The following is a 16,905-nucleotide window of genomic DNA, read 5'->3' as shown; positions in this document are numbered from 1 at the left end:
GGCGAGCTCACGGCTCAGCGAGCACCCCAGCCCGGTCACGCCTCGGCGAGGGCCTTGAGCCTCTCGAGCGAGGCACGCAGGCTGTCCGCCGTCGTCGACTGCGCCCGCGGCAGCCGCTGCGGGTCGCGCAGCTCCGTCCAGTCGTAGGTATGGCGCACGAGCACCGCCCCCTCCCCTGCCGGTTCGAGCTCCCATCTCCAGACATGCCCGAGCATCGGCTGACCCACCTCGGCGGGCTTCCACGCGATCCGCCGCCCCTCCTCGAAGTCGACGACGTGGTTCTCCCGATCGACGCCCTTCGTCAGCGTCGTGATGAACGTGCCCCCGGTGCCGGTGATGCGCTGGCCGGGCGCCGCCTCGCCGAGGTTGTCGTTGCCGTCCCATTCCGGCTGCTGGGCGGGATCGGCGATGAGTTCGAAGACCTCGGCCACGGGGGCGTCGATGGTGATCTCTGCGGTGACGACCTTGAGCGCGGGGTCGATCGTGTCGAAGACGGAGTCGTCGGCGGGTGTCGGGGAATCGGTCATGGGCGTCCTCTCGTCGTTGAGTCTGCCGCTGCGGCAGCCGCTTTCAGACTACTCCGCGGCGTCACCTCAGACCTCGGACGCGGCGTCACCTCAGTCCTCGATCGCGCGGTCCTGCCGGTCGGCTCTGGCCGCCTCGGTGCTGAAGCGGGTGAAGAGACGTGAGGAGTCGCTGGAGAGCGTGAGCAGGACACCGACCTGCAGGGCGATCGTCATGAGCGAGTAGAAGTTCGTCTCGACGTCGCTGTCGCCGGTGAAGAAGTTCGTCATCGAGACGATGACGGAGAACGTCGACAGCGCGAGGATCCACAGCCGGGCACGGTTGCTGCCGCGGAAGACGGCGATGCTCGCGATGACCTGGATGATGCCGATGAGCAGGCTGATCCCGATGAGGATGCCGGCGACGATCCGGGCGACCTCCTCGTCGGAGAGTCCGCCGGCATCGCCCTCGACGCTGGCGACCGCTGCGCGCACGCTCCCCCAGTCGGTGAAGGTGCTCGCGACGTCCCAGGCCTGGAAGATGAGGAGCACGAGGACGAGGGCGGCGCCGATGAGGGTCTGCAGCGGGCGCTTGCTCCACAGCGTCCGGGCGACGTCGGAGACCGTGTGCGACTGGTTGTAGATCTGCGTGGCGTCGAGCGCGAGATCGAGCCGATCGGGGTAGTCGGAGGAATCGGTCGTGACGCTGTCGACATCGAGGATGGGCAGATTGCCGTCGGTGATGATCGCGTCGCCGCCGCCGTTGCGCGAGTGGTATCCGGTGGAGAAGTCCTTGATGACGTCGACGGTCACCGACGGTTCGGCCTCGGTCACGGTCTTGACGATGTAGTCGCGTTCGACGTCGGTGTTCTCTTCGATCTTGTGGGTGATCTGCAGGGTGAAGAGCGAGAGACCGACGCTCTTGTCATACGTGCCCGCGGCGAGCCAGCCGACCTCGTATCCGCCGGGCAGCAGCCACCCCTTGGGCGTCTTCCAGAAGCGGACGTGGTGCCGCTGACCCGGATCGCCGTCGACCTCCTGCTGATAGGCGAAGTCCTGCCTCCGGCCGAAGAGGAGCAGAGGGGAGACCGGGGCCTCCGGATAGCTCTTCTTCGTCAGCGTCGACTTGATGATGCCCCACGTCGAGGCGGCGGTGATCTCGTCGGCGAGGGTCCACCCGGCCGCTTTCATCGCGTGATGGATCTGCGCCTCCTCCCCCTTGAACGCGAGATTGACGGGGTCGCCGAGCAGTCCGTCGGACGTCCGCGCCCGCCCGATGAAGTAGTTGGGGACGTAGATCTGCGTGAGGATCCGGTGCAGCCGGGGCAGGGTGAGGTAGGAGATGACGACCCAGAAGACGAGCAGGGTGAGCAGCTGCCACCATCCCAGGGTGAAGCCCTTGATGAGGATGAGGATGGCGAGGAACGTCGAGGCGGCGCCGCCGAAGAGGAAGAAGAAGTAGTCGAGGACGCCGGTGACGGTGTGCCGGGTGCGGCGGAAGGTGAACGCCTGCCGACGCCTGCCCCGATCATTGCTGTCGGGGGTTCCGGGCGTGGGATCCGGTGCCGCGGTGTGTGACGTCATGGGCCAATTGTAGTGAGCGCATGGCCGTTGCGGGAGACAAGGCAGCATACAAATGACGCCGAGGTGACTCGCCGTCCCGCTGTGCGTCCCGCAGCCGGTCGGCGCGCTGTTCGCTGCCGCTGTGTGCGATCCCGACCGCCCGGCTCACTCGACCTCACTGTGTGCGACGCCGGCGCAGACCCGCTGCGGCTGTCGCCGCGATGCGCGGGTCGATGTCCTCGCTCAAGCGCGCGATGAGGCCGTCGCTGAGCGGCCCCGGGATCTCGAGGAGCACTTGGAGGACCTGGAAGCGCTCATGCGGGTCGTGGGATTCGCTGCGCTCATGCAGCTCGACGAGGATCCAACCGGTCACCGAGCCCGGCGCGCTCCGCGAGTCGTGGCTGTCCTCGCCGTAGTAGCCGCCGAGGAGTTCGGCCGCCTCGACGTCGGTGTCGCCGCCCATCGCCATGTCCATGAGCGCGGACGCGACGATCGGGTCGCGCTGCCGGCCCAGGGCGAGAGTCGCGAGAGTCCTCACCTGCGAGTCGTCGTCGCCCAGGCCGGAGCGCAGTGCCGCAACGAGGTCATCGGCGATGACCGTGCCGAGGTCGTCCGCCGAGGTGGTCCTCGCGATCTCGTCGAGCGCGCGGACGGCGTTGCGCCGCACGGCAGGATCGGCTGAGTCGAGACCGCCGATGAGGTGCGGGACGGCCTCGGGACCCGACTGCGCGAGCGCCCATCGCATGGCTCCGGCGACATTGAGCACGGACTCGTCGAGGACCGCCGCGACCAGGGTCTCGACGGGCGCTCCCCCGTCGACCCCGACGCCGAGCGCGGCCTTGTGGCGCTGGATGGCATCACGGGATTCGAGCGAGCGCATGAGGTCGATCGCCGCCAGCAGACCGTCGCCATCGGTGAGACCGACCCGGTCGATCCGCTCGAGATGGTCGAGGAGGGCCTGCTCCGCGGCGATCCGGGACCGCGTCGCCGCGATGAGCCGGGTGACGAGCTCTCCGGCGCCGAACGAGGGATCGTCGAGGACTGTGCCGACGTCGGACAGCGACATCCCCAGCTTCCGCAGTCCCTCGATGTGGAAGATGCGGCCGATGTCGGCAGCGGAGTAGTCGCGGTAGCCGCTCGACGTCCGCTCACTCGGGGCGAGCAGTCCGAGCGATTCGTAGTGTCTGAGCATGCGAGCGCTCACTCCCGACCTCCGGGACACCTCACCGATGCGCATCCGCACCTCGCTTTCCCCTCAGACACGGGCTCGCGGCCGCCGGGCTCATGAGGAAGGAGTCCGAGCCGCCGGCACCGCGGGCGACACCGTGCTTGCCCCACACAGTATCGCCCGCAGGTGACCGACCCTTCCCAAAACCGGTCTATGCCGACGCCTCGGACCCCAGTGCGACCACCCGCTTGGCCTCGTTCAAGGCGTGAGCGAAACCGGCGTCGGGGTCATGGAACATCTCGACCGTCGCCAGAGCGTGTGCCCGCACTGTTTCTTCCTCTGCCTCCACACTGCCATCCACCACTGACACGACATCCTCGCCCAGGGACACCAGCGCCCTGCTCAGGCTCTTCTGCATCTCGACATCACCGCGCCCCAACTGCGTGACCAGGAACGATGCGAGCTCGTGCCGACTCTCACCCGGCACCAGCGCAACCGCGGACCTCCATGCACTGCGGGCCACCACGGCGTCGGGATGAGCGATGAGATCGACACCGATGACGGCCGGATCCATCGCCGCCCAGGCACGGCGGTCCCCGATCTTCGACAGCGTGTGCAGGGCCTGGCTCCGGGCCTGCGGGGTCTCCGACTCGAGTTCGGCGATGAGCCGGGCGACGACGAGGTGGGGCGACAGGCGCGTCAGGGCCCACGTGAGCATGTCGCGGACGAAGAAGTCGGGCTCGATGCGACTGCGTTCGAGGAGGACGTCGAGGAAGCAGTCGTCCGCCTCGGTGCCGATCGCGAGCGCGGCCTGCAGCCGCTGCTGCGCAGGGCCCGAGCGCAGCGCCCGGGTGAGTTGTGGATGGGTCGGTTGTCTGGTCATGTCATCCACCTCCTTCACTCCCCACTCAAGACCCTGACAGCGTGTCAAGGTCAAGCCCCGGCGCGACCGCAGTGCGCCGCCCGATGTCGACCCCGGCTTAGAATCAGAGGGCATCGCCCCACCATCTCCGCCTCAGACGGTCGCCCGCACTTCCGCACAGGAGCAGCCCGTGGACAAGATCGATCTCAAGAAGACCCTGCCGAGCTATCGCGCCCGCCACGGCGAATTCGACGTCATCGAGGTGCCGCCGCGGGCCTACCTCATGATCACCGGCCACGGCGACCCGAACAGCTCGCCCGAGTTCACCTCGGCGGTCGAATCCCTCTACCCGCTGGCGTATGCGCTGAAGTTCTTCAGCAAGCGCGAGCTCGGCCGCGACTACATCGTCCCCCCGCTCGAGGGACTGTGGTGGGCCGCGGACATGAGCGCCTTCACCACGGCCCGGGACAAGTCCGCGTGGGACTTCACCCTCATGCTCCTCGTTCCCGACTGGCTCGATCGCCCGCAGGTCGAAGAGGTCGCCGAGGCGGTCGAGCGGAAGAGCGCTCCCCCGCGACTGCGCGACGTCCGGTTCGAGACCCTCGACGAGGGGACGTGCGTCCAGACGCTCCACATCGGGCCCTTCGACGCCGAGGCCGAGGTGCTCGCCCGCCTCCACGACGAGGTCATCCCCGACGCCGGCCTGACGATGACCGGCAAGCATCATGAGATCTACCTCAGCGACTTTCGGCGGACGGCGCCGGAGCGACTGCGTACGATCCTCCGCCAGCCCGTGCGCCGCCGATCCGAACGACACCCACCCGTGCGCCGCTGAGATCACTCCCGCATCGAGGGTTTCGTGACCTTCCTGTGACAAAAACCACGGCGTGGTCACATTGGCCCTTAAGTTTGTTGCATTATCGTTATATTCATGCCTCGACAGACTCGACACCGCAAGGGACGCCGGTCCCCGCTCGTCGGTGCCCTGATCGGCCTCGGAGCAGCAGCGGCGGCGCTGGCGATCGCCGCTGTCGTCATCATCAACGCGCCCGTGTCCTTCGGCTCGACGACCATCAGGCAGATGCAGATGTCCTCCGTCCAGCAGCTCAACCAGCAGCAGATCGACAATGCCCGCCTCATCATCGCCGTCGGTCGCGGCGGCGGCTTCGACGACGAGGCGATCCGGATCGCACTCATGACCGCGCTCCAGGAGTCCTCGCTGCGCAACATCGACTACGGCGACCGCGATTCCGTCGGGCTCTTCCAGCAGCGGCCCTCACAGGGCTGGGGCGAGCCGAGCGAACTCACCGACCGCGTCTTCGCGACGAAGTCGTTCTACGGCATCAATCCCGAGGTCCACAACCCGGGCCTCGACCAGATCGAGAACTGGCATCGGATGACGCCCACCGAGGCGGCACAGGCCGTGCAGCGGTCGGCCTACCCGGATGCGTACGGCCAGTGGGAGACCCTCGCCGACGACCTCATCGGCACCCAGACGGACGTCGAAGCGCTGCCCTGACTACACTGGCCGGGTGAAACTCAGCACCGCATTCCCCGCCATCGCCTCTGCCACCATCGCAGCCCTGCTCGTCAGCGGCTGCTCGATCCTGCCCGGCCCCGCCGATGACCAGGCCCGCGGCAGCTATCCGCAGACGATCGATTCGCCCTACGGCACCGCCGAGATCGCCGAGCAGCCGACGACGGTCGCCGTGACCAGCCCCGTCGACCTCGACATCGCTCTGTCCCTCGGCGTCGATCCCGTCCTCGCGCCGGCCGCCGACACCGCGGTCGACGGCGGCCTCTCCCCCTGGGCTGCCGCTGCGCTCACGGACAAGGGGCTCGACGCCCCGGCCACCTACAACGCCGCCGACGGGCCCGACCTCGACGCCCTGAAGAAGGCCGCTCCCGACGTCATCCTCGCCACCGGCCTCGACTCCGCCGAGGCGGACTACGACGCGCTGTCGCAGATCGCCCCCGTCGTCGCCTCGGCGCCGGATGCCACATGGACCGATCGTACCGCCGCCGTCGCCACGGCTCTCGACCGGGCGGATGAGGCGAAGACGGTCGTCGATGGCATCGCCGCGACCGCCGAGGACATCGCCGCAAGCCACCTCGAGTTCGAGGACACCACCTACACGTTCGCGAACGTCGAGAAGTCCTCGGTCGACTACCTCTCCTACGACGGCAGCGACGACAGCTTCTTCACCGGTCTCGGGCTGCTGCCGTCCACCTCGGCGAAGGAGTACACCGCGGATGAGCACGAGGTGAAGAAGTCCCAGGTCGACCGCCTCGACGCCGATGTCCTCTTCATCCACTTCCCCGATACGGGCGAGGGCCTGTTCGACAAGGCCGACCTCGCCGACCCGTTCTATCGCGAGGTCAAGGTCATCCGCGGCAAGCACTACGCGATCCTCGACGACGATGAGTTCACCGCCCTGACGAACCTCTCGCCCCTGAGCTACCCATGGCTGCTCGATGACCTTCCCGACGCCATCGGCACGGCCGAACAGGGCGAGGCATAGGCGCTCTTCACCCTGACCGTCACGGTTCCGGGGCCGGTCAGTCCCGACCAAGAACCTCGCCGAGGCGGCCCTGTAGGGTTCACAGTGACCCAGTCACCGTGGACCCCTCAGGAGCACCATGCCCGAGCGCGCGAAATTCGACGGCCTCGCCGACGACTATGACAAGCACCGCCCTCGCTACCCGGCCGACCTCGCCGAGGTGGCATTCGACGGCCTGCGGGAGGGTGCGCGGCTCGTTGACGTGGGCTCCGGCTCGGGAATCGGCTTGGAGTGGGCTCTGCCCACGCTGACCGCTCCCGACGTCGTCGCCATCGAACCGTCGGGAGACATGATCGAGGCCGGACGACGGAAGTTTCCCATGGTGACCTGGCTGCAGGGACGCGGGGAGGACCACCTTCCCGCGCTTGCCGATGTCGACGTCGTCATGGCAGCGCAGGCCTACCAGTGGTTCGACCGGCCGGCATTTCTCCATGCCGCGCAGGGTGCGCTGCGGCCCGGAGGTCGGGTCGTCATCATCCAGAACAACCGCAATCACGCCGCGAGCGCGTTCCTCGACGCCTACGAGGGCCTGCTCGAAGCACACAGCCCCGGATACACGCGCGACTACCGCACCATCGACATCGCAGGCGAACTCGCTTCAGGTCTCGACATCGCGCTCCCTGACGTCGTCACCACCGTCTCAGACTGGGAGCGGACGATGACGGTCGACGACTTCGTCGGCATGTCGGCGAGCTCAACTCAGGCCCAACGCGCCGTTGCCGCCCAGGGCCCGAGCTTCCTCGCCGACGTTCGCACTCTCGCAGACGACTGCTCCGTCGACGGCATCGTCGCGGTGCCCTACCGCACCGAGCTCTTCGCAGCCGCACGGCGCTGAGACGCAGACCCCCGGCAGAGTCCGCGCCCTGACTGTCGCACGTCCCGACCTGTCGTCCATCCGGGGCCGCTCAGTCCCGACCAAGAACCTCGCCGAGGCGGCCCATCGCCTCGCGGTAGCCTTCCGGATTCGGGCCGGCGAAGTTGAGCCTGACGTAGGGCGCCGAGGCCTCGGCGGGGAAGAGCTCGGTGCCGCCGGTGACGAGCACACCGCGCGCGGCCGCCTCGGCGACGAATGATCCCACATCGCTTCCCTCCGGCAGTCGGCCCCAGACATTCAGCCCACCCTGCGGCACATGGTCGACCGCGATCCGGTCCGCTTCGGTGCGGATGGCCGCGAGCAGCGCATCCCGCCGCTCACCGAGGCGGCGGCCGAGGTCGCGGACATGCGTGCGCCACGCCGGGCGGGTGACGACATCGAGGGCGGCGGCCTGGAGGAGCGGACTGACGTACATCGATTCGGCCTGCACATCGGCGCGGATGCGATCGCGTGCGGGGCCGCGTGCGATGACGGCGGCCACCCGCACTGCCGGGGACACGCTCTTCGTCAGCGACCGCACGTAGACGATGTGGCCGTTCGCGTCATCGCCGATGAGCGGGACCGACGCCGCATCGATCCCGAAGTCGTGGGCCCAGTCGTCCTCGATGAGGAACGCCCGGCGGTCGGCGACGACCTCGAGGACGCGTGCCCGCAGTTCCGGCGACCACTGGACGCCGGTCGGATTCGTGAAGTTCGGCTGGGCGTAGAACGCGGTGGCGCCCGTCCGCTCGAGTGCCTCGGCGACGACCTCCGGGTCGGGTCCGCTCGGTCCCGTCGGCACCGGCACGAGAGTGACACCGGACCGGCGGGCTGCGGTGATGAGTCCCCAATAGGTGGGCGATTCGACGACGAGCGGGCCTCCGGCCCCGACGAGCGACCGCAGGATCGACCCGAGCCCGGTCTGGCTGCCGGGCACGATCGTCACGTCCGCGGCACTCGGCGGTGAGGCGGCGCCGTTGTCCGAGACCTCCGCGGCGAACCAGGCCTGCAGGTCGGGCAGCCCCGCAGACGGGCCCCGGCGCAGAGCGTCCTCCGACCGCGACGCGCGACCGAAGGCGGCGCGGACGAGAGTGCGCGGCAGCAGACCCGCCTCCGGATAGCCGTCGTTGAGGGCGAACTGGTCCTGGCTCGAGTCCCGCAGCGGTGCGGCAGTGGCCGGGACATAGTCCCGCGGTCCGAGCGTCCCCGTCTGCCAGCTGAGGTCCGGTGCCGCGAACGATCGGTGACCGCGCACGAACGTTCCCACGCCCGGTCGCGACTCGACGAGGCCTCGGCGGGCGAGGCTCGCCAGCGCCTTCTGCACCGTCACGGGCGAGGCCTCGTACTGCCGGACAAGCTCCCGCGACGACGGCAGCCGATCACCGGCTGAGGCGTCAGCGACCCACCGGGAGAGTTCCGCGGCGATCCGCGAACTGCTATCGTGTTGCATGAAGGACAATAATAGCGCTACTGATCTCAGCGACCAACCGCTACACACCGGGTCTGCGGGGCCGGGACTCCTGTGGGGCCTGCTCGGCGTCACCGCGTTCTCCTTCACCGTGCCGCTCACCCGCATTGCCGCGGAACCCGGGACCCTGTCCCCGCTGTTCATCGGTGCCGGTCGCGCCGCCGTCGCCTCCGTTCTCGCCGGCCTGCTCCTCCTCATCGCCTGGAGGCGAACCCGCCGAGGCGACTCATCGATCCGCGCACACCGCTCCGAAACGTCCGCCGCCGACGGGTCGGGAGCGTGGCCAGCGCAGGTGCCGACGCTCCCCCGACCGGGCGTGTCCCAGGGCCTGCGTCTGCTCGTCGTCGCCGGAGGCGTCGTCCTCGGCTTCCCCCTCCTCACCTCCTATGCGCTCACCCAGACACCGGCCAGCCACGGTGCGGTCGTCATCGCCCTGCTGCCCGCCGCCACGGCCGCTGCGGCTGTGCTGCGCACGAAGGAGCGGACGAGCCCGCTGTTCTGGATGCTGGCAGGCCTGAGCGCCGTCCTCGCCGTCGTCTTCGCAGTCGTTCAGGGCGCGGGTCTCGGCGGCATCCAGCCCGCCGATCTCCTCCTCTTCGCCGCCGTCTGCGCCGCAGCGATCGGCTACGCCGAAGGCGGTGTGCTCGCACGTGAACTCGGGGCCTGGCAGACGATCTCGTGGGCACTCGTCCTCTCGGCCCCGGTGACACTCACCCTGACGATCATTGCGATCGTCGCACAGCCGCCCACCGGCACCGTCGGGCAGTGGGCATCATTCGCCTACCTGTGCGTGATCAGCATGTTCCTCGGCTTCTTCGCGTGGTACCGAGGGCTGGCGATCGGCCCGATGGCGCAGGTCTCCCAGATCCAACTCGTCCAGCCGGTCATGTCGATCGCGTGGGCGGCCCTTCTCCTCGGCGAGCACCTCGACGTGCCGACGATCCTCTGCGGCACCGCGGTCATCGCCAGTGCCGCACTCACGGTGCGCACGAGGCTGCGCTCATGATCGCCGTCATCGTCCTCGGGGTCACGGTCGTCATCTTCACGATCGGGCGACTCGCCTGTCCCCCGCATGACCGGCTGCCGATGCGGTGCCTCGATGCCGCGACACTCATCGGCACCGTTGTGCGGAGTGCGCGCGTCCTCGCAGCGGCGGGCCCGCTCTCCACGCTGACGGCAGCCGACGGCACGCGCATCACGGGAGACACCCCTTCCCCTCGCCGACCGGAGGATCCCGACGCCGAGGACGATGGGAACGGGTGACGGGTCGGACGACCACCTCGGCGAGCTGGGCATGGCCGGCGGAGCGGCGGGGACGACCTCCTCGCCGAGCTGGACCGTGCCGGTGGCGCTGCGGGGACGACCGCCTCGGCGAGCGTCGCCTCGGTTGAGGGACCGCACAGCTGTTGCGGTAATCTCAGTCCATGGCTGCCTCCTCTGATTCCGTCCCGGTCAACGCCGACGTCGAGGCCCTGCTGCGCGATCCCGAGGGCAACCTCGAGGCGATCTCCGAGACCGCCGATCTCTTCAAGGCGCTCGCGACTCCGTCCCGGCTGAAGATGCTCCTCGTCCTCGCGCACGGCGAGGCGACGGTGACGCACATCGTCGACTCGACGGGGCTGTCGCAGCCGCTCGTGTCCCAGCACCTCAAGTTCCTCCGCGGGCTCCACCTCGTCGGGGTCAACCGCGTCGGCCGGGAGGCGTACTACTCGCTCAAGGACGACCACGTCGCCCACATCATCCTCGACGCCATCGCCCACACCGTCGAGGGCCACGAGCACTGAGCTGCTGTCCGGTCGCGTGAGACCTGAGCCCTCACCCGGACCCGCAGGGCCCGCGCCGACCCTCAGCTGAGGTGGTCGAGGACCCGGTCGAGCGCCTCTGCGGTCCGGTCGGCACCGACGGCCAGGGACAGGCGCACGGATCGCCATCCGTCCACGGAATCGAAGTCGTCACCCGGGGCGAAGGCGACGCCCGTGGCCTGGAGGATGTCCTCGCACCAGTCGGTCGCCGTCGCGAACCGGCCGTCCGAGCGGGCGAGGATGTCGTCGATGCGCGCATACATGTAGAACGCGCCGTCGGGCGGGGCCATATCGGTGAACCCGAGGTCATCGGTCGCGGCGAGGACGTGGTCCCGGGCGCGGGCGAACGAGGCGACAGCGGCCTCGCACTCGGCATAGGACTCGGGGTCGAAAGCGGCCAGGGCGGCGTACTGGGCGGGGGCCGGAGCGCACAGGGCGAGGTTGCCGGTGACGTTCGTCGCGGCCGTGACGAGGCGCTCGGGCAGGATCGCCCAGCCCAGCCGCCACCCTGTCATTGCCCAGTACTTCGAGAACGAGGAGATGACGATCGCCTCGTCGTCGTGGGCGAGTGCGGTCTCGCCGGGCGTGCCGATGTAGCTGATGCCGTGGTAGATCTCGTCGGAGATCACCTGGACGTCGTGGTCGCGGCACCAGCTGATGAGCTCGCCGAGGTGGTCGGCCCCGATCATCGTCCCCGTCGGATTCGCGGGCGAGGCGAGCATGAGGCCGGCCAGCGGCGCCTCGGCGTGGGCCTGTTCGAGGAGGTCGACGGTCGGCTGGTAGCCGTGGTCGGCACCGCAGTCGAGTTCGACGATGTCAGCGCCGAGGGCGGCGAGGATGTTCTTGTACGCGCCGTAGCCGGGGCGGGCCACGGCCACCCTGTCACCGACGTCGAAGCACGTGAGGAACACCGTCTGGAAGGCGCCGGAGGATCCCGTCGTCACCTGGATCCGCTCGATCGGGATGTCGACGCCGTACCAGTCCTGGTAGTGGCCGGCGATCGCCTCCCTCAGGTCGGGGATGCCGAAGATCGCCGAGTAGCCGAGGTTCGTGCCGTCGGTCAGCGCCTCGGCCGCCCGCCGTTTGACCGGGCTCGGGGCTCCCTGTGTCGGTTCGCCGAGGCACATCGCGATCGCGTCGCGTCCCTCCCGCTGCATCTGCTGGACCTTGGCGACGATGTTCATCGCAGCGAAGGGACGGACGCGGCCGGCGCGTTCGGAGACGTGGAGGCTCGGCGTGTGGTCGATGGTCATCGTCGGTTCGCTTCCTTCGGGGTCGGGGTCGTCGGCGGACGGGTGGCAGTCGATTCGCTGGGCTGACGCGCTGTCTCGGTCGGTGCGGGAGCATCCGTGTCCGCCGGCTCCCTCGAACCGGCCGTGTCGAAGGCGGCCGTCGCCTCGGTGCTCCCCTTCTCCCGCGGGGTCCGGCCCATGAGGTGGAATTCGGGGTTCGGGCGCATGCCGGCGATGTGGGCCATCCGGTTCGACAGACCGAAGAAGCCGGTGATCGCGGCGATGTCCCACGCGTCCTCCGCGTCGAAACCGTGGGCGGCCAAGGCGGCGTGGTCCTCCTCGGTGATCGTCCACGGCGCCTGCGCAACCGTCATCGCGAAGTCGAGCATCGCCTTCTGCCGGTCGGTGATGTCTGCGTGGGCGTAGTCGACGGCGACCTGGTCGGCGACGAACGGGTCCTTCGCGTAGATCCGCAGCACCGCACCATGGGCGACGACGCAGTAGAGACAGTGATTGGCCGCCGAGGTGGCTGTCACGATCATCTCGCGATCGGCCTTCGTGAGGTTCCCCGTCTCCTTCTCCATGAGGGCGTCGTAGTAGGCGAAGAACGCGCGGAACTCGTCGGGGCGACGGGCCAGTGAGAGGAAGACGTTGGGGACGAATCCCGTCTTCTCGGACACGGCAAGGATGTGCTCGCGGATGTCGTCGTCGACCTCGGCGATGTCAGCCATGGGGTATCGCATAGTGCACATGCTAGCCGTCGCCGCAGCAGTCGGCTTAGGGTGGGCGGATGGCCGCAGGCTCTACCGGAGCAGTTCCCGCTGAGACATCGCTGTGGTCCAGCCCTCTGGCGCGCACCACCAACGAAGGAGTCGGGACGATGAGCACAGATGACGCAGCAGCGGACACCGGGGCGACCGGGGAGGTGCAGCTCGACAACGGAGTGTTCCGGGTGACGAAGTGGACGATCGAGCCCGGCGGGATCATCCCGATGCACCGGCACGAACACGAGTACGTTGTCGTGCCCATGGTCACCGACTCGATGCACGTGCGCAATGCCGACGGCACCGAGCTCACAGCGGAGCTCGAAGCCGGCGTCGCCTATACGCGTGCCGCCGGTACCGAACATGAGGTCTCCAACCCGGGCAGCGACGAGGCGGTCATCTTCGTCGAGGTCGAAAGGCTGTGACGCGGTCGGGCGGGTCGCGCCTGGTGGTCGCTGGAGGGCGGCGGGGACGACTCAGCGTCGGCGCCTCTCGCGCCTGAGCTGATCTCCCGGACGCAGAGTGTCGATTCTTCCATCGCGATTCGACACTCTGCGTCCGGAGAATCGCGGACCTTCCGTTGACCCTCCGCCGCCCACTGACTTCAGGTCATTCTGGACAGATCATTCAGCCGAAAATCTGTCCAGAACGACCTGGAGTCGAGGCGTCAGGGCAAGGTGAGGGGCAGTCTGCGCAAACGCCTCACGCGGGGACGTCCCACGTATGGACGGGACTCGTGCACCAATTCAATTCCGCAGCGAAGGAGCATGCCCGTTTCAGCCATTGATGCTGTCGATCCATTCGAGAAGACGCTCCATGCGGCTGACCAAATTCTGTTCAGTAGGTTCGATCGAGGCGACGACGCTGTTCAGCTCACTGACTTCAGATCTGACGAATTCGGAGCTCGGGGCGGTCGGTAGCTCTTGTGCCATAGACCATTGTTCGAGCGTTTCGACGATCATTTCCACCGCGCCCGACACGTCGGCTTCGCGTTCGCTGAGCCCAGCGGCGCGCTCCTCCCACAATGGTGGGTACGTCCTATCGAACTGTTTGAGAATGAACACCGCTCTCGCCCGGAGGGTCTTCACCTCGGGCGGTAGAGGTCGGCGAAACACCATACGCAAGATAGGAATCTCCGGAGGACTGACTTCAGGTCGTTCTGGGCAGAATATTCAGCCGAGAATCTGTCCAGAACGACCTGGAGTCGAGGCGTCAGGGCAAGGTGAGGGGCAGTCAGCGCAAACCCCTCACGCGGGGACGTCCCATGTGTGGACGGGGCGGCCGCTCTCCTGGTTCGTCAGGTAGGCGTCCATCATCGCCTTGAGCCCCTCGTCGCGTTCGCGGGTGTTCTTCCGGCTGCCCGGCGCAAGCCGGTCGAGCATCCGCAGCTGCCACGTCGCCCCGTTGGCCTTGCGCTCAGCACGGCCCTCGATGATCGACATGTACTCGTCGATGACGTCCTTGTCGATGTTGAGGCGCCGCAGACCGCGGCGGGCCTGCGGGATGAGGACGTCGATGACGAGATCGGAGACGGCGATGTGCCCGATCTTCGGCCACGTCACCCGGGCGGTGATGCCGTCCTTCGCGCACGCGAAGAAGTTCTCGCGCGCCTCGGCGAAGGACATCCGCGACCAGACGGGACGGTTCTCTCCGACGAGGAACTCGGCGAGTCCGTAGTAGAACGCGGCATCGGCGACCATGTCGACGGGGGTGGGGCCGGCCGGCAGCAGACGATTCTCCACCCGGATGTGCGCGCCGTTGTCGCCGGCATCGTAGATCGGCCGGTTCCACCGCCACACGGTGCCGTTGTGGAGGTTGAGCTCGAAGAGCTTCGGGGCATCGGCATCGCTGAACTCGACGAAGTCCTTGATCTCCGGCAGCAGCGGCGGGAAATAGCGGACGTTCTCCTCGAAGAGGTCGAAGACGCTCGTGATCCACCGCTCCCCGAACCACACGCGCGGGCGCACCCCCTGGGTGACGAGCTCCGGGGTGCGGGTGTCGATCGACTGGCCGAAGACGGGGATCCGCGACTCGTGCCAGAGCTTGTGGCCGACGAACAGCGGGGAGTTCGCGCTCACCGCGACCTGTGCGGCGGCGATCGCCTGGGAGGCGTTCCATGCCTCGGCGAACTTGTTCGGGGCGACCTGGAGGTGGAGTTGCATCGACGTGCACGAGGACTCCGGGGCGATGTCGGAGAACTCCTGCCGGTACGTCTCCTTGCCGTCGAGTTCGATCTGCACGTACTCCCCGCGCGCGTCGATGACCGAGTTGCTCAGCGCCGCGTAGCGGTTCTCCTCCGTCATCCACGGCTCGGTCCTGAGGAACTGCGTCGTCAGCGTCGGCAGGGTCCCGATCGAGGCGATCTTCAGCCCCTTCGCCTTGGCGGCGCGCTTGGCCCGGGCCAGGCGATCGGCGACCCCGGACTCCAGGGTCTTCAGTCCGCGCCCGGCGACCTGGAGGACCGGATGGTTGAGTTCGAGGTTGAAGCCGCCGATCTCGGACTGGAACTCGTCGTCGAGGTCGGCGAGCACCTCCTTGTTCCGCAGGCTCGGCTGATTGTCCTCGTCGACGAGGTTGAGCTCGAGTTCGAGCCCGATCGTGCCCGCCGATTTGAATTCGGCATGACGGAGGTACGTGTCGAAGAGCTCCAGATTCTCCGCGAGCTTCTCGCGGTACAAGGTCCGCTCTTCCGGTGTGTACCGCTTCGAACTCACTGCCTCACCCATACGACAAGCAAACCACACACTGCAGAGGTTGTGTCCGCCCTCCCCGTGACTTCTCTCAGCGCGAACACCGCCGGACACCCCGGCCAGGACCGCCGCTCCCTGAGCACGCGATGCGGACAGGGCGGGTTACCGTCGGTGTCCCGCACTAGAATCGGGCCCATGTCGACCTCTGCGAACACCTCCACTCAGCCCTCTGACCTCGTCCGCAGCGCCGAGGATCGCCTTCCTGCCATGCTCGCCGACCTCGAGCGGGTCATCTCGCTCGAGACGCCGTCGGCCGACAAGGAGGCGGTGGCGCGCGGGGCAGCCGACTTCGCCGCGCTCCTGCGCGAGCGCCTCGGCGCCGAGGCCGAACTCCTCACCGTCGACGGCGTCACGCACGTGCGCCTGCGGTTCGGCGACAGCGCTCCCCGCGTCGTCCTCCTCAACCATCAGGACACCGTGTGGCCCCACGGCACGCTCGATCGCCTCCCGTTCTCCACCGCCGACGGCGTCCTCCGCGGTCCCGGCAGCTTCGACATGCTCACCGGGGCGATCATGAGCGTCCACGCGGTCGCGATGCTCCGCGACCGCCTCGGCGAGGAGGGCCTCGCTGGGCTCTCGATCCTCATCACCGGCGATGAGGAGGTGGGGTCGGTGACGTCGTCCGATCTCATCCGCGCCGAGGCGGCCGATGCCGCGGCCGTGTTCGTCATGGAGGCGAGCGCCGACGGTGCGCTCAAGCTCGAGCGCAAGGGCACCGGAATCTACACGCTCGTGTTCCGCGGCCGGGCCGCGCACGCGGGGCTCGAACCGGAAAAGGGCGTCAACGCGGGGATGGCGCTGGCGCTCACCCTCCCGCTCGTCGCCGGTCTCTCCGACGCCGAGGCGGGCACCACCGTCGTGCCGACCGTGATCTCCGCGGGGACGACGTCGAACACGGTTCCCGCCGAGGCGCGCGTCGACGTCGATGTCCGCGCCCGCACCGCGGCCGAGCTCGAACGTGTCGACGCGGCCATCCGGGCACTCGCCGCAGACCCGCAGCTCGACGGGTCGACGACCGAGGTGATCGGCGGGATCAACCGCCCGCCGTTCGAACCCGAGCAGTCGGCGGCCCTCTTCGACCGGGCGACGGCACTGGCCGCCGAGCTCGGGATCGCGGCCCCGCGCGGAGTCGCCGTCGGCGGTGCCTCCGACGGGAACTTCACCGCCGGCGACGGGATTCCCACGCTCGACGGCCTCGGCGCCGTGGGCGACGGGGCGCATGCCGAACACGAGCACGCACTCATCGCCGAGATCGCCCCGCGCACGGCGCTGCTGGCAGCCCTCATCGCCGATCAGCTGGGACGCTGAAGGCGGCGGGGCTGCCGCCACCGCCCGATTCTGCGCCACGTTCAGGGTGAGATTCGCGGAGATATCACCAT

Annotated in this window: 18 protein-coding genes; 9 read left to right on the top strand and 9 right to left on the bottom strand. The window is 68.5% G+C overall.

Annotated elements, in window-relative coordinates; genetic code table 11:
• Window positions 1-35 precede the first annotated feature (35 nt).
• The 4 genes from J9315_RS01315 to J9315_RS01300 form a co-directional block, all read right to left on the bottom strand.
• Window positions 36-527 carry an SRPBCC family protein gene (locus tag J9315_RS01315; protein WP_211978640.1) on the bottom strand — a complete coding sequence of 164 codons (492 nt, stop codon included), beginning with the start codon at window positions 525-527 and terminating at the stop codon, window positions 36-38.
• A gap of 90 nt (window positions 528-617) precedes the next feature.
• Window positions 618-2,087: an LssY C-terminal domain-containing protein gene (locus J9315_RS01310; protein ID WP_211978639.1), complete on the bottom strand. Its 1,470-nt coding sequence runs from the start codon at window positions 2,085-2,087 to the stop codon at window positions 618-620.
• 154 nt (window positions 2,088-2,241) lie between these two features.
• The gene (locus J9315_RS01305; protein ID WP_211978638.1) at window positions 2,242-3,303 is read right to left on the bottom strand and encodes a MerR family transcriptional regulator; all 1,062 of its coding nucleotides are present in this window, start codon (window positions 3,301-3,303) and stop codon (window positions 2,242-2,244) included.
• A gap of 142 nt (window positions 3,304-3,445) precedes the next feature.
• Window positions 3,446-4,117 carry a HEAT repeat domain-containing protein gene (locus J9315_RS01300; protein ID WP_211978637.1) on the bottom strand — a complete coding sequence of 224 codons (672 nt, stop codon included), beginning with the start codon at window positions 4,115-4,117 and terminating at the stop codon, window positions 3,446-3,448.
• Window positions 4,118-4,286: 169 nt separating this feature from the next.
• Here J9315_RS01300 and J9315_RS01295 point away from each other — a divergent pair, with 169 nt between their 5' ends.
• The 4 genes from J9315_RS01295 to J9315_RS01280 all read left to right on the top strand — a co-directional run bounded on the left by J9315_RS01295 (window position 4,287) and on the right by J9315_RS01280 (window position 7,492).
• A complete protein-coding gene (locus J9315_RS01295) occupies window positions 4,287-4,931 on the top strand; it encodes a GyrI-like domain-containing protein (RefSeq protein WP_211978636.1) in 645 nt (214 codons plus the stop codon).
• Window positions 4,932-5,027: 96 nt separating this feature from the next.
• A complete protein-coding gene (locus tag J9315_RS01290; RefSeq protein WP_137826531.1) occupies window positions 5,028-5,615 on the top strand; it encodes a peptidoglycan-binding protein in 588 nt (195 codons plus the stop codon).
• A 13-nt stretch (window positions 5,616-5,628) separates the two neighbouring features.
• Entirely contained in the window at window positions 5,629-6,618 is a 990-nt protein-coding gene (locus J9315_RS01285; RefSeq protein ID WP_211978635.1) for an ABC transporter substrate-binding protein, read from the top strand.
• Between the two features lie 118 nt (window positions 6,619-6,736).
• A complete protein-coding gene (locus tag J9315_RS01280) occupies window positions 6,737-7,492 on the top strand; it encodes a class I SAM-dependent methyltransferase (RefSeq protein WP_211978634.1) in 756 nt (251 codons plus the stop codon).
• A gap of 70 nt (window positions 7,493-7,562) precedes the next feature.
• Here the strand turns inward: J9315_RS01280 and J9315_RS01275 are convergent, their stop codons facing one another.
• Window positions 7,563-8,960: a PLP-dependent aminotransferase family protein gene (locus tag J9315_RS01275; protein ID WP_211978633.1), complete on the bottom strand. Its 1,398-nt coding sequence runs from the start codon at window positions 8,958-8,960 to the stop codon at window positions 7,563-7,565.
• Between J9315_RS01275 and J9315_RS01270 the strand changes: the two genes are divergently transcribed.
• The 3 genes from J9315_RS01270 (at window position 8,959) to J9315_RS01260 (ending at window position 10,762) form a co-directional block, all read left to right on the top strand.
• The gene (locus J9315_RS01270; protein WP_211978632.1) at window positions 8,959-9,984 is read left to right on the top strand and encodes a DMT family transporter; all 1,026 of its coding nucleotides are present in this window, start codon (window positions 8,959-8,961) and stop codon (window positions 9,982-9,984) included. The genes J9315_RS01275 and J9315_RS01270 overlap by 2 nt on opposite strands.
• On the top strand, window positions 9,981-10,241 hold the full coding sequence (locus J9315_RS01265) for a hypothetical protein (RefSeq protein WP_211978631.1): 261 nt from the start codon (window positions 9,981-9,983) through the stop codon (window positions 10,239-10,241). The genes J9315_RS01270 and J9315_RS01265 overlap by 4 nt, the downstream gene beginning before the upstream one ends.
• 161 nt (window positions 10,242-10,402) lie before the next feature.
• Entirely contained in the window at window positions 10,403-10,762 is a 360-nt protein-coding gene (locus J9315_RS01260; RefSeq protein ID WP_140954867.1) for a metalloregulator ArsR/SmtB family transcription factor, read from the top strand.
• A 62-nt stretch (window positions 10,763-10,824) separates the two neighbouring features.
• On the opposite strand, the gene J9315_RS01255 is transcribed toward J9315_RS01260, so the two are convergent.
• Window positions 10,825-12,033: an aminotransferase class I/II-fold pyridoxal phosphate-dependent enzyme gene (locus tag J9315_RS01255; RefSeq protein WP_211978630.1), complete on the bottom strand. Its 1,209-nt coding sequence runs from the start codon at window positions 12,031-12,033 to the stop codon at window positions 10,825-10,827.
• Complete coding sequence (locus tag J9315_RS01250) at window positions 12,030-12,743, bottom strand: peroxidase-related enzyme (protein WP_249120985.1); 714 nt, start codon at window positions 12,741-12,743, stop codon at window positions 12,030-12,032. The genes J9315_RS01255 and J9315_RS01250 overlap by 4 nt, the downstream gene beginning before the upstream one ends.
• A 149-nt stretch (window positions 12,744-12,892) precedes the next feature.
• Between J9315_RS01250 and J9315_RS01245 the strand changes: the two genes are divergently transcribed.
• On the top strand, window positions 12,893-13,201 hold the full coding sequence (locus J9315_RS01245; protein WP_211978628.1) for a cupin domain-containing protein: 309 nt from the start codon (window positions 12,893-12,895) through the stop codon (window positions 13,199-13,201).
• A 351-nt stretch (window positions 13,202-13,552) separates the two neighbouring features.
• Here J9315_RS01245 and J9315_RS01240 read toward each other — a convergent pair whose 3' ends face one another.
• Window positions 13,553-13,864: a hypothetical protein gene (locus tag J9315_RS01240; protein WP_211978627.1), complete on the bottom strand. Its 312-nt coding sequence runs from the start codon at window positions 13,862-13,864 to the stop codon at window positions 13,553-13,555.
• 159 nt (window positions 13,865-14,023) lie between these two features.
• Window positions 14,024-15,490, bottom strand: coding sequence for a glutamate--cysteine ligase (locus J9315_RS01235; RefSeq protein ID WP_249120984.1), 1,467 nt, complete (start codon window positions 15,488-15,490; stop codon window positions 14,024-14,026).
• 171 nt (window positions 15,491-15,661) lie between these two features.
• On the opposite strand from J9315_RS01235, the gene J9315_RS01230 reads away from it, so the two are divergent.
• A complete protein-coding gene (locus tag J9315_RS01230; protein ID WP_211978625.1) occupies window positions 15,662-16,834 on the top strand; it encodes a M20 family metallopeptidase in 1,173 nt (390 codons plus the stop codon).
• Window positions 16,835-16,905 lie beyond the last annotated feature (71 nt).

The organism is Brevibacterium sp. W7.2, from assembly GCF_018137945.1.
GTDB lineage: Bacteria > Actinomycetota > Actinomycetes > Actinomycetales > Brevibacteriaceae > Brevibacterium > Brevibacterium sanguinis.
The sequence above is the reverse complement of the archived record's forward strand: the minus strand, read 5'-3'. Positions and strand labels throughout refer to the sequence as shown.

Bases quoted from the DNA above. Each gene is read 5' to 3' on its own strand.
- J9315_RS01315 (WP_211978640.1), bottom strand. From the start codon at position 527: ATGACCGATTCCCCGACACCCGCCGACGACTCCGTCTTCGACACGATC.
- J9315_RS01310 (WP_211978639.1), bottom strand. From the start codon at position 2,087: ATGACGTCACACACCGCGGCACCGGATCCCACGCCCGGAACCCCCGAC.
- J9315_RS01305 (WP_211978638.1), bottom strand. From the start codon at position 3,303: ATGCGCATCGGTGAGGTGTCCCGGAGGTCGGGAGTGAGCGCTCGCATG.
- J9315_RS01300 (WP_211978637.1), bottom strand. From the start codon at position 4,117: ATGACCAGACAACCGACCCATCCACAACTCACCCGGGCGCTGCGCTCG.
- J9315_RS01290 (WP_137826531.1), top strand. From the start codon at position 5,028: ATGCCTCGACAGACTCGACACCGCAAGGGACGCCGGTCCCCGCTCGTC.
- J9315_RS01280 (WP_211978634.1), top strand. From the start codon at position 6,737: ATGCCCGAGCGCGCGAAATTCGACGGCCTCGCCGACGACTATGACAAG.
- J9315_RS01270 (WP_211978632.1), top strand. From the start codon at position 8,959: ATGAAGGACAATAATAGCGCTACTGATCTCAGCGACCAACCGCTACAC.
- J9315_RS01275 (WP_211978633.1), bottom strand. From the start codon at position 8,960: ATGCAACACGATAGCAGTTCGCGGATCGCCGCGGAACTCTCCCGGTGG.
- J9315_RS01265 (WP_211978631.1), top strand. From the start codon at position 9,981: ATGATCGCCGTCATCGTCCTCGGGGTCACGGTCGTCATCTTCACGATC.
- J9315_RS01260 (WP_140954867.1), top strand. From the start codon at position 10,403: ATGGCTGCCTCCTCTGATTCCGTCCCGGTCAACGCCGACGTCGAGGCC.
- J9315_RS01255 (WP_211978630.1), bottom strand. From the start codon at position 12,033: ATGACCATCGACCACACGCCGAGCCTCCACGTCTCCGAACGCGCCGGC.
- J9315_RS01250 (WP_249120985.1), bottom strand. From the start codon at position 12,743: ATGGCTGACATCGCCGAGGTCGACGACGACATCCGCGAGCACATCCTT.
- J9315_RS01245 (WP_211978628.1), top strand. From the start codon at position 12,893: ATGAGCACAGATGACGCAGCAGCGGACACCGGGGCGACCGGGGAGGTG.
- J9315_RS01230 (WP_211978625.1), top strand. From the start codon at position 15,662: ATGTCGACCTCTGCGAACACCTCCACTCAGCCCTCTGACCTCGTCCGC.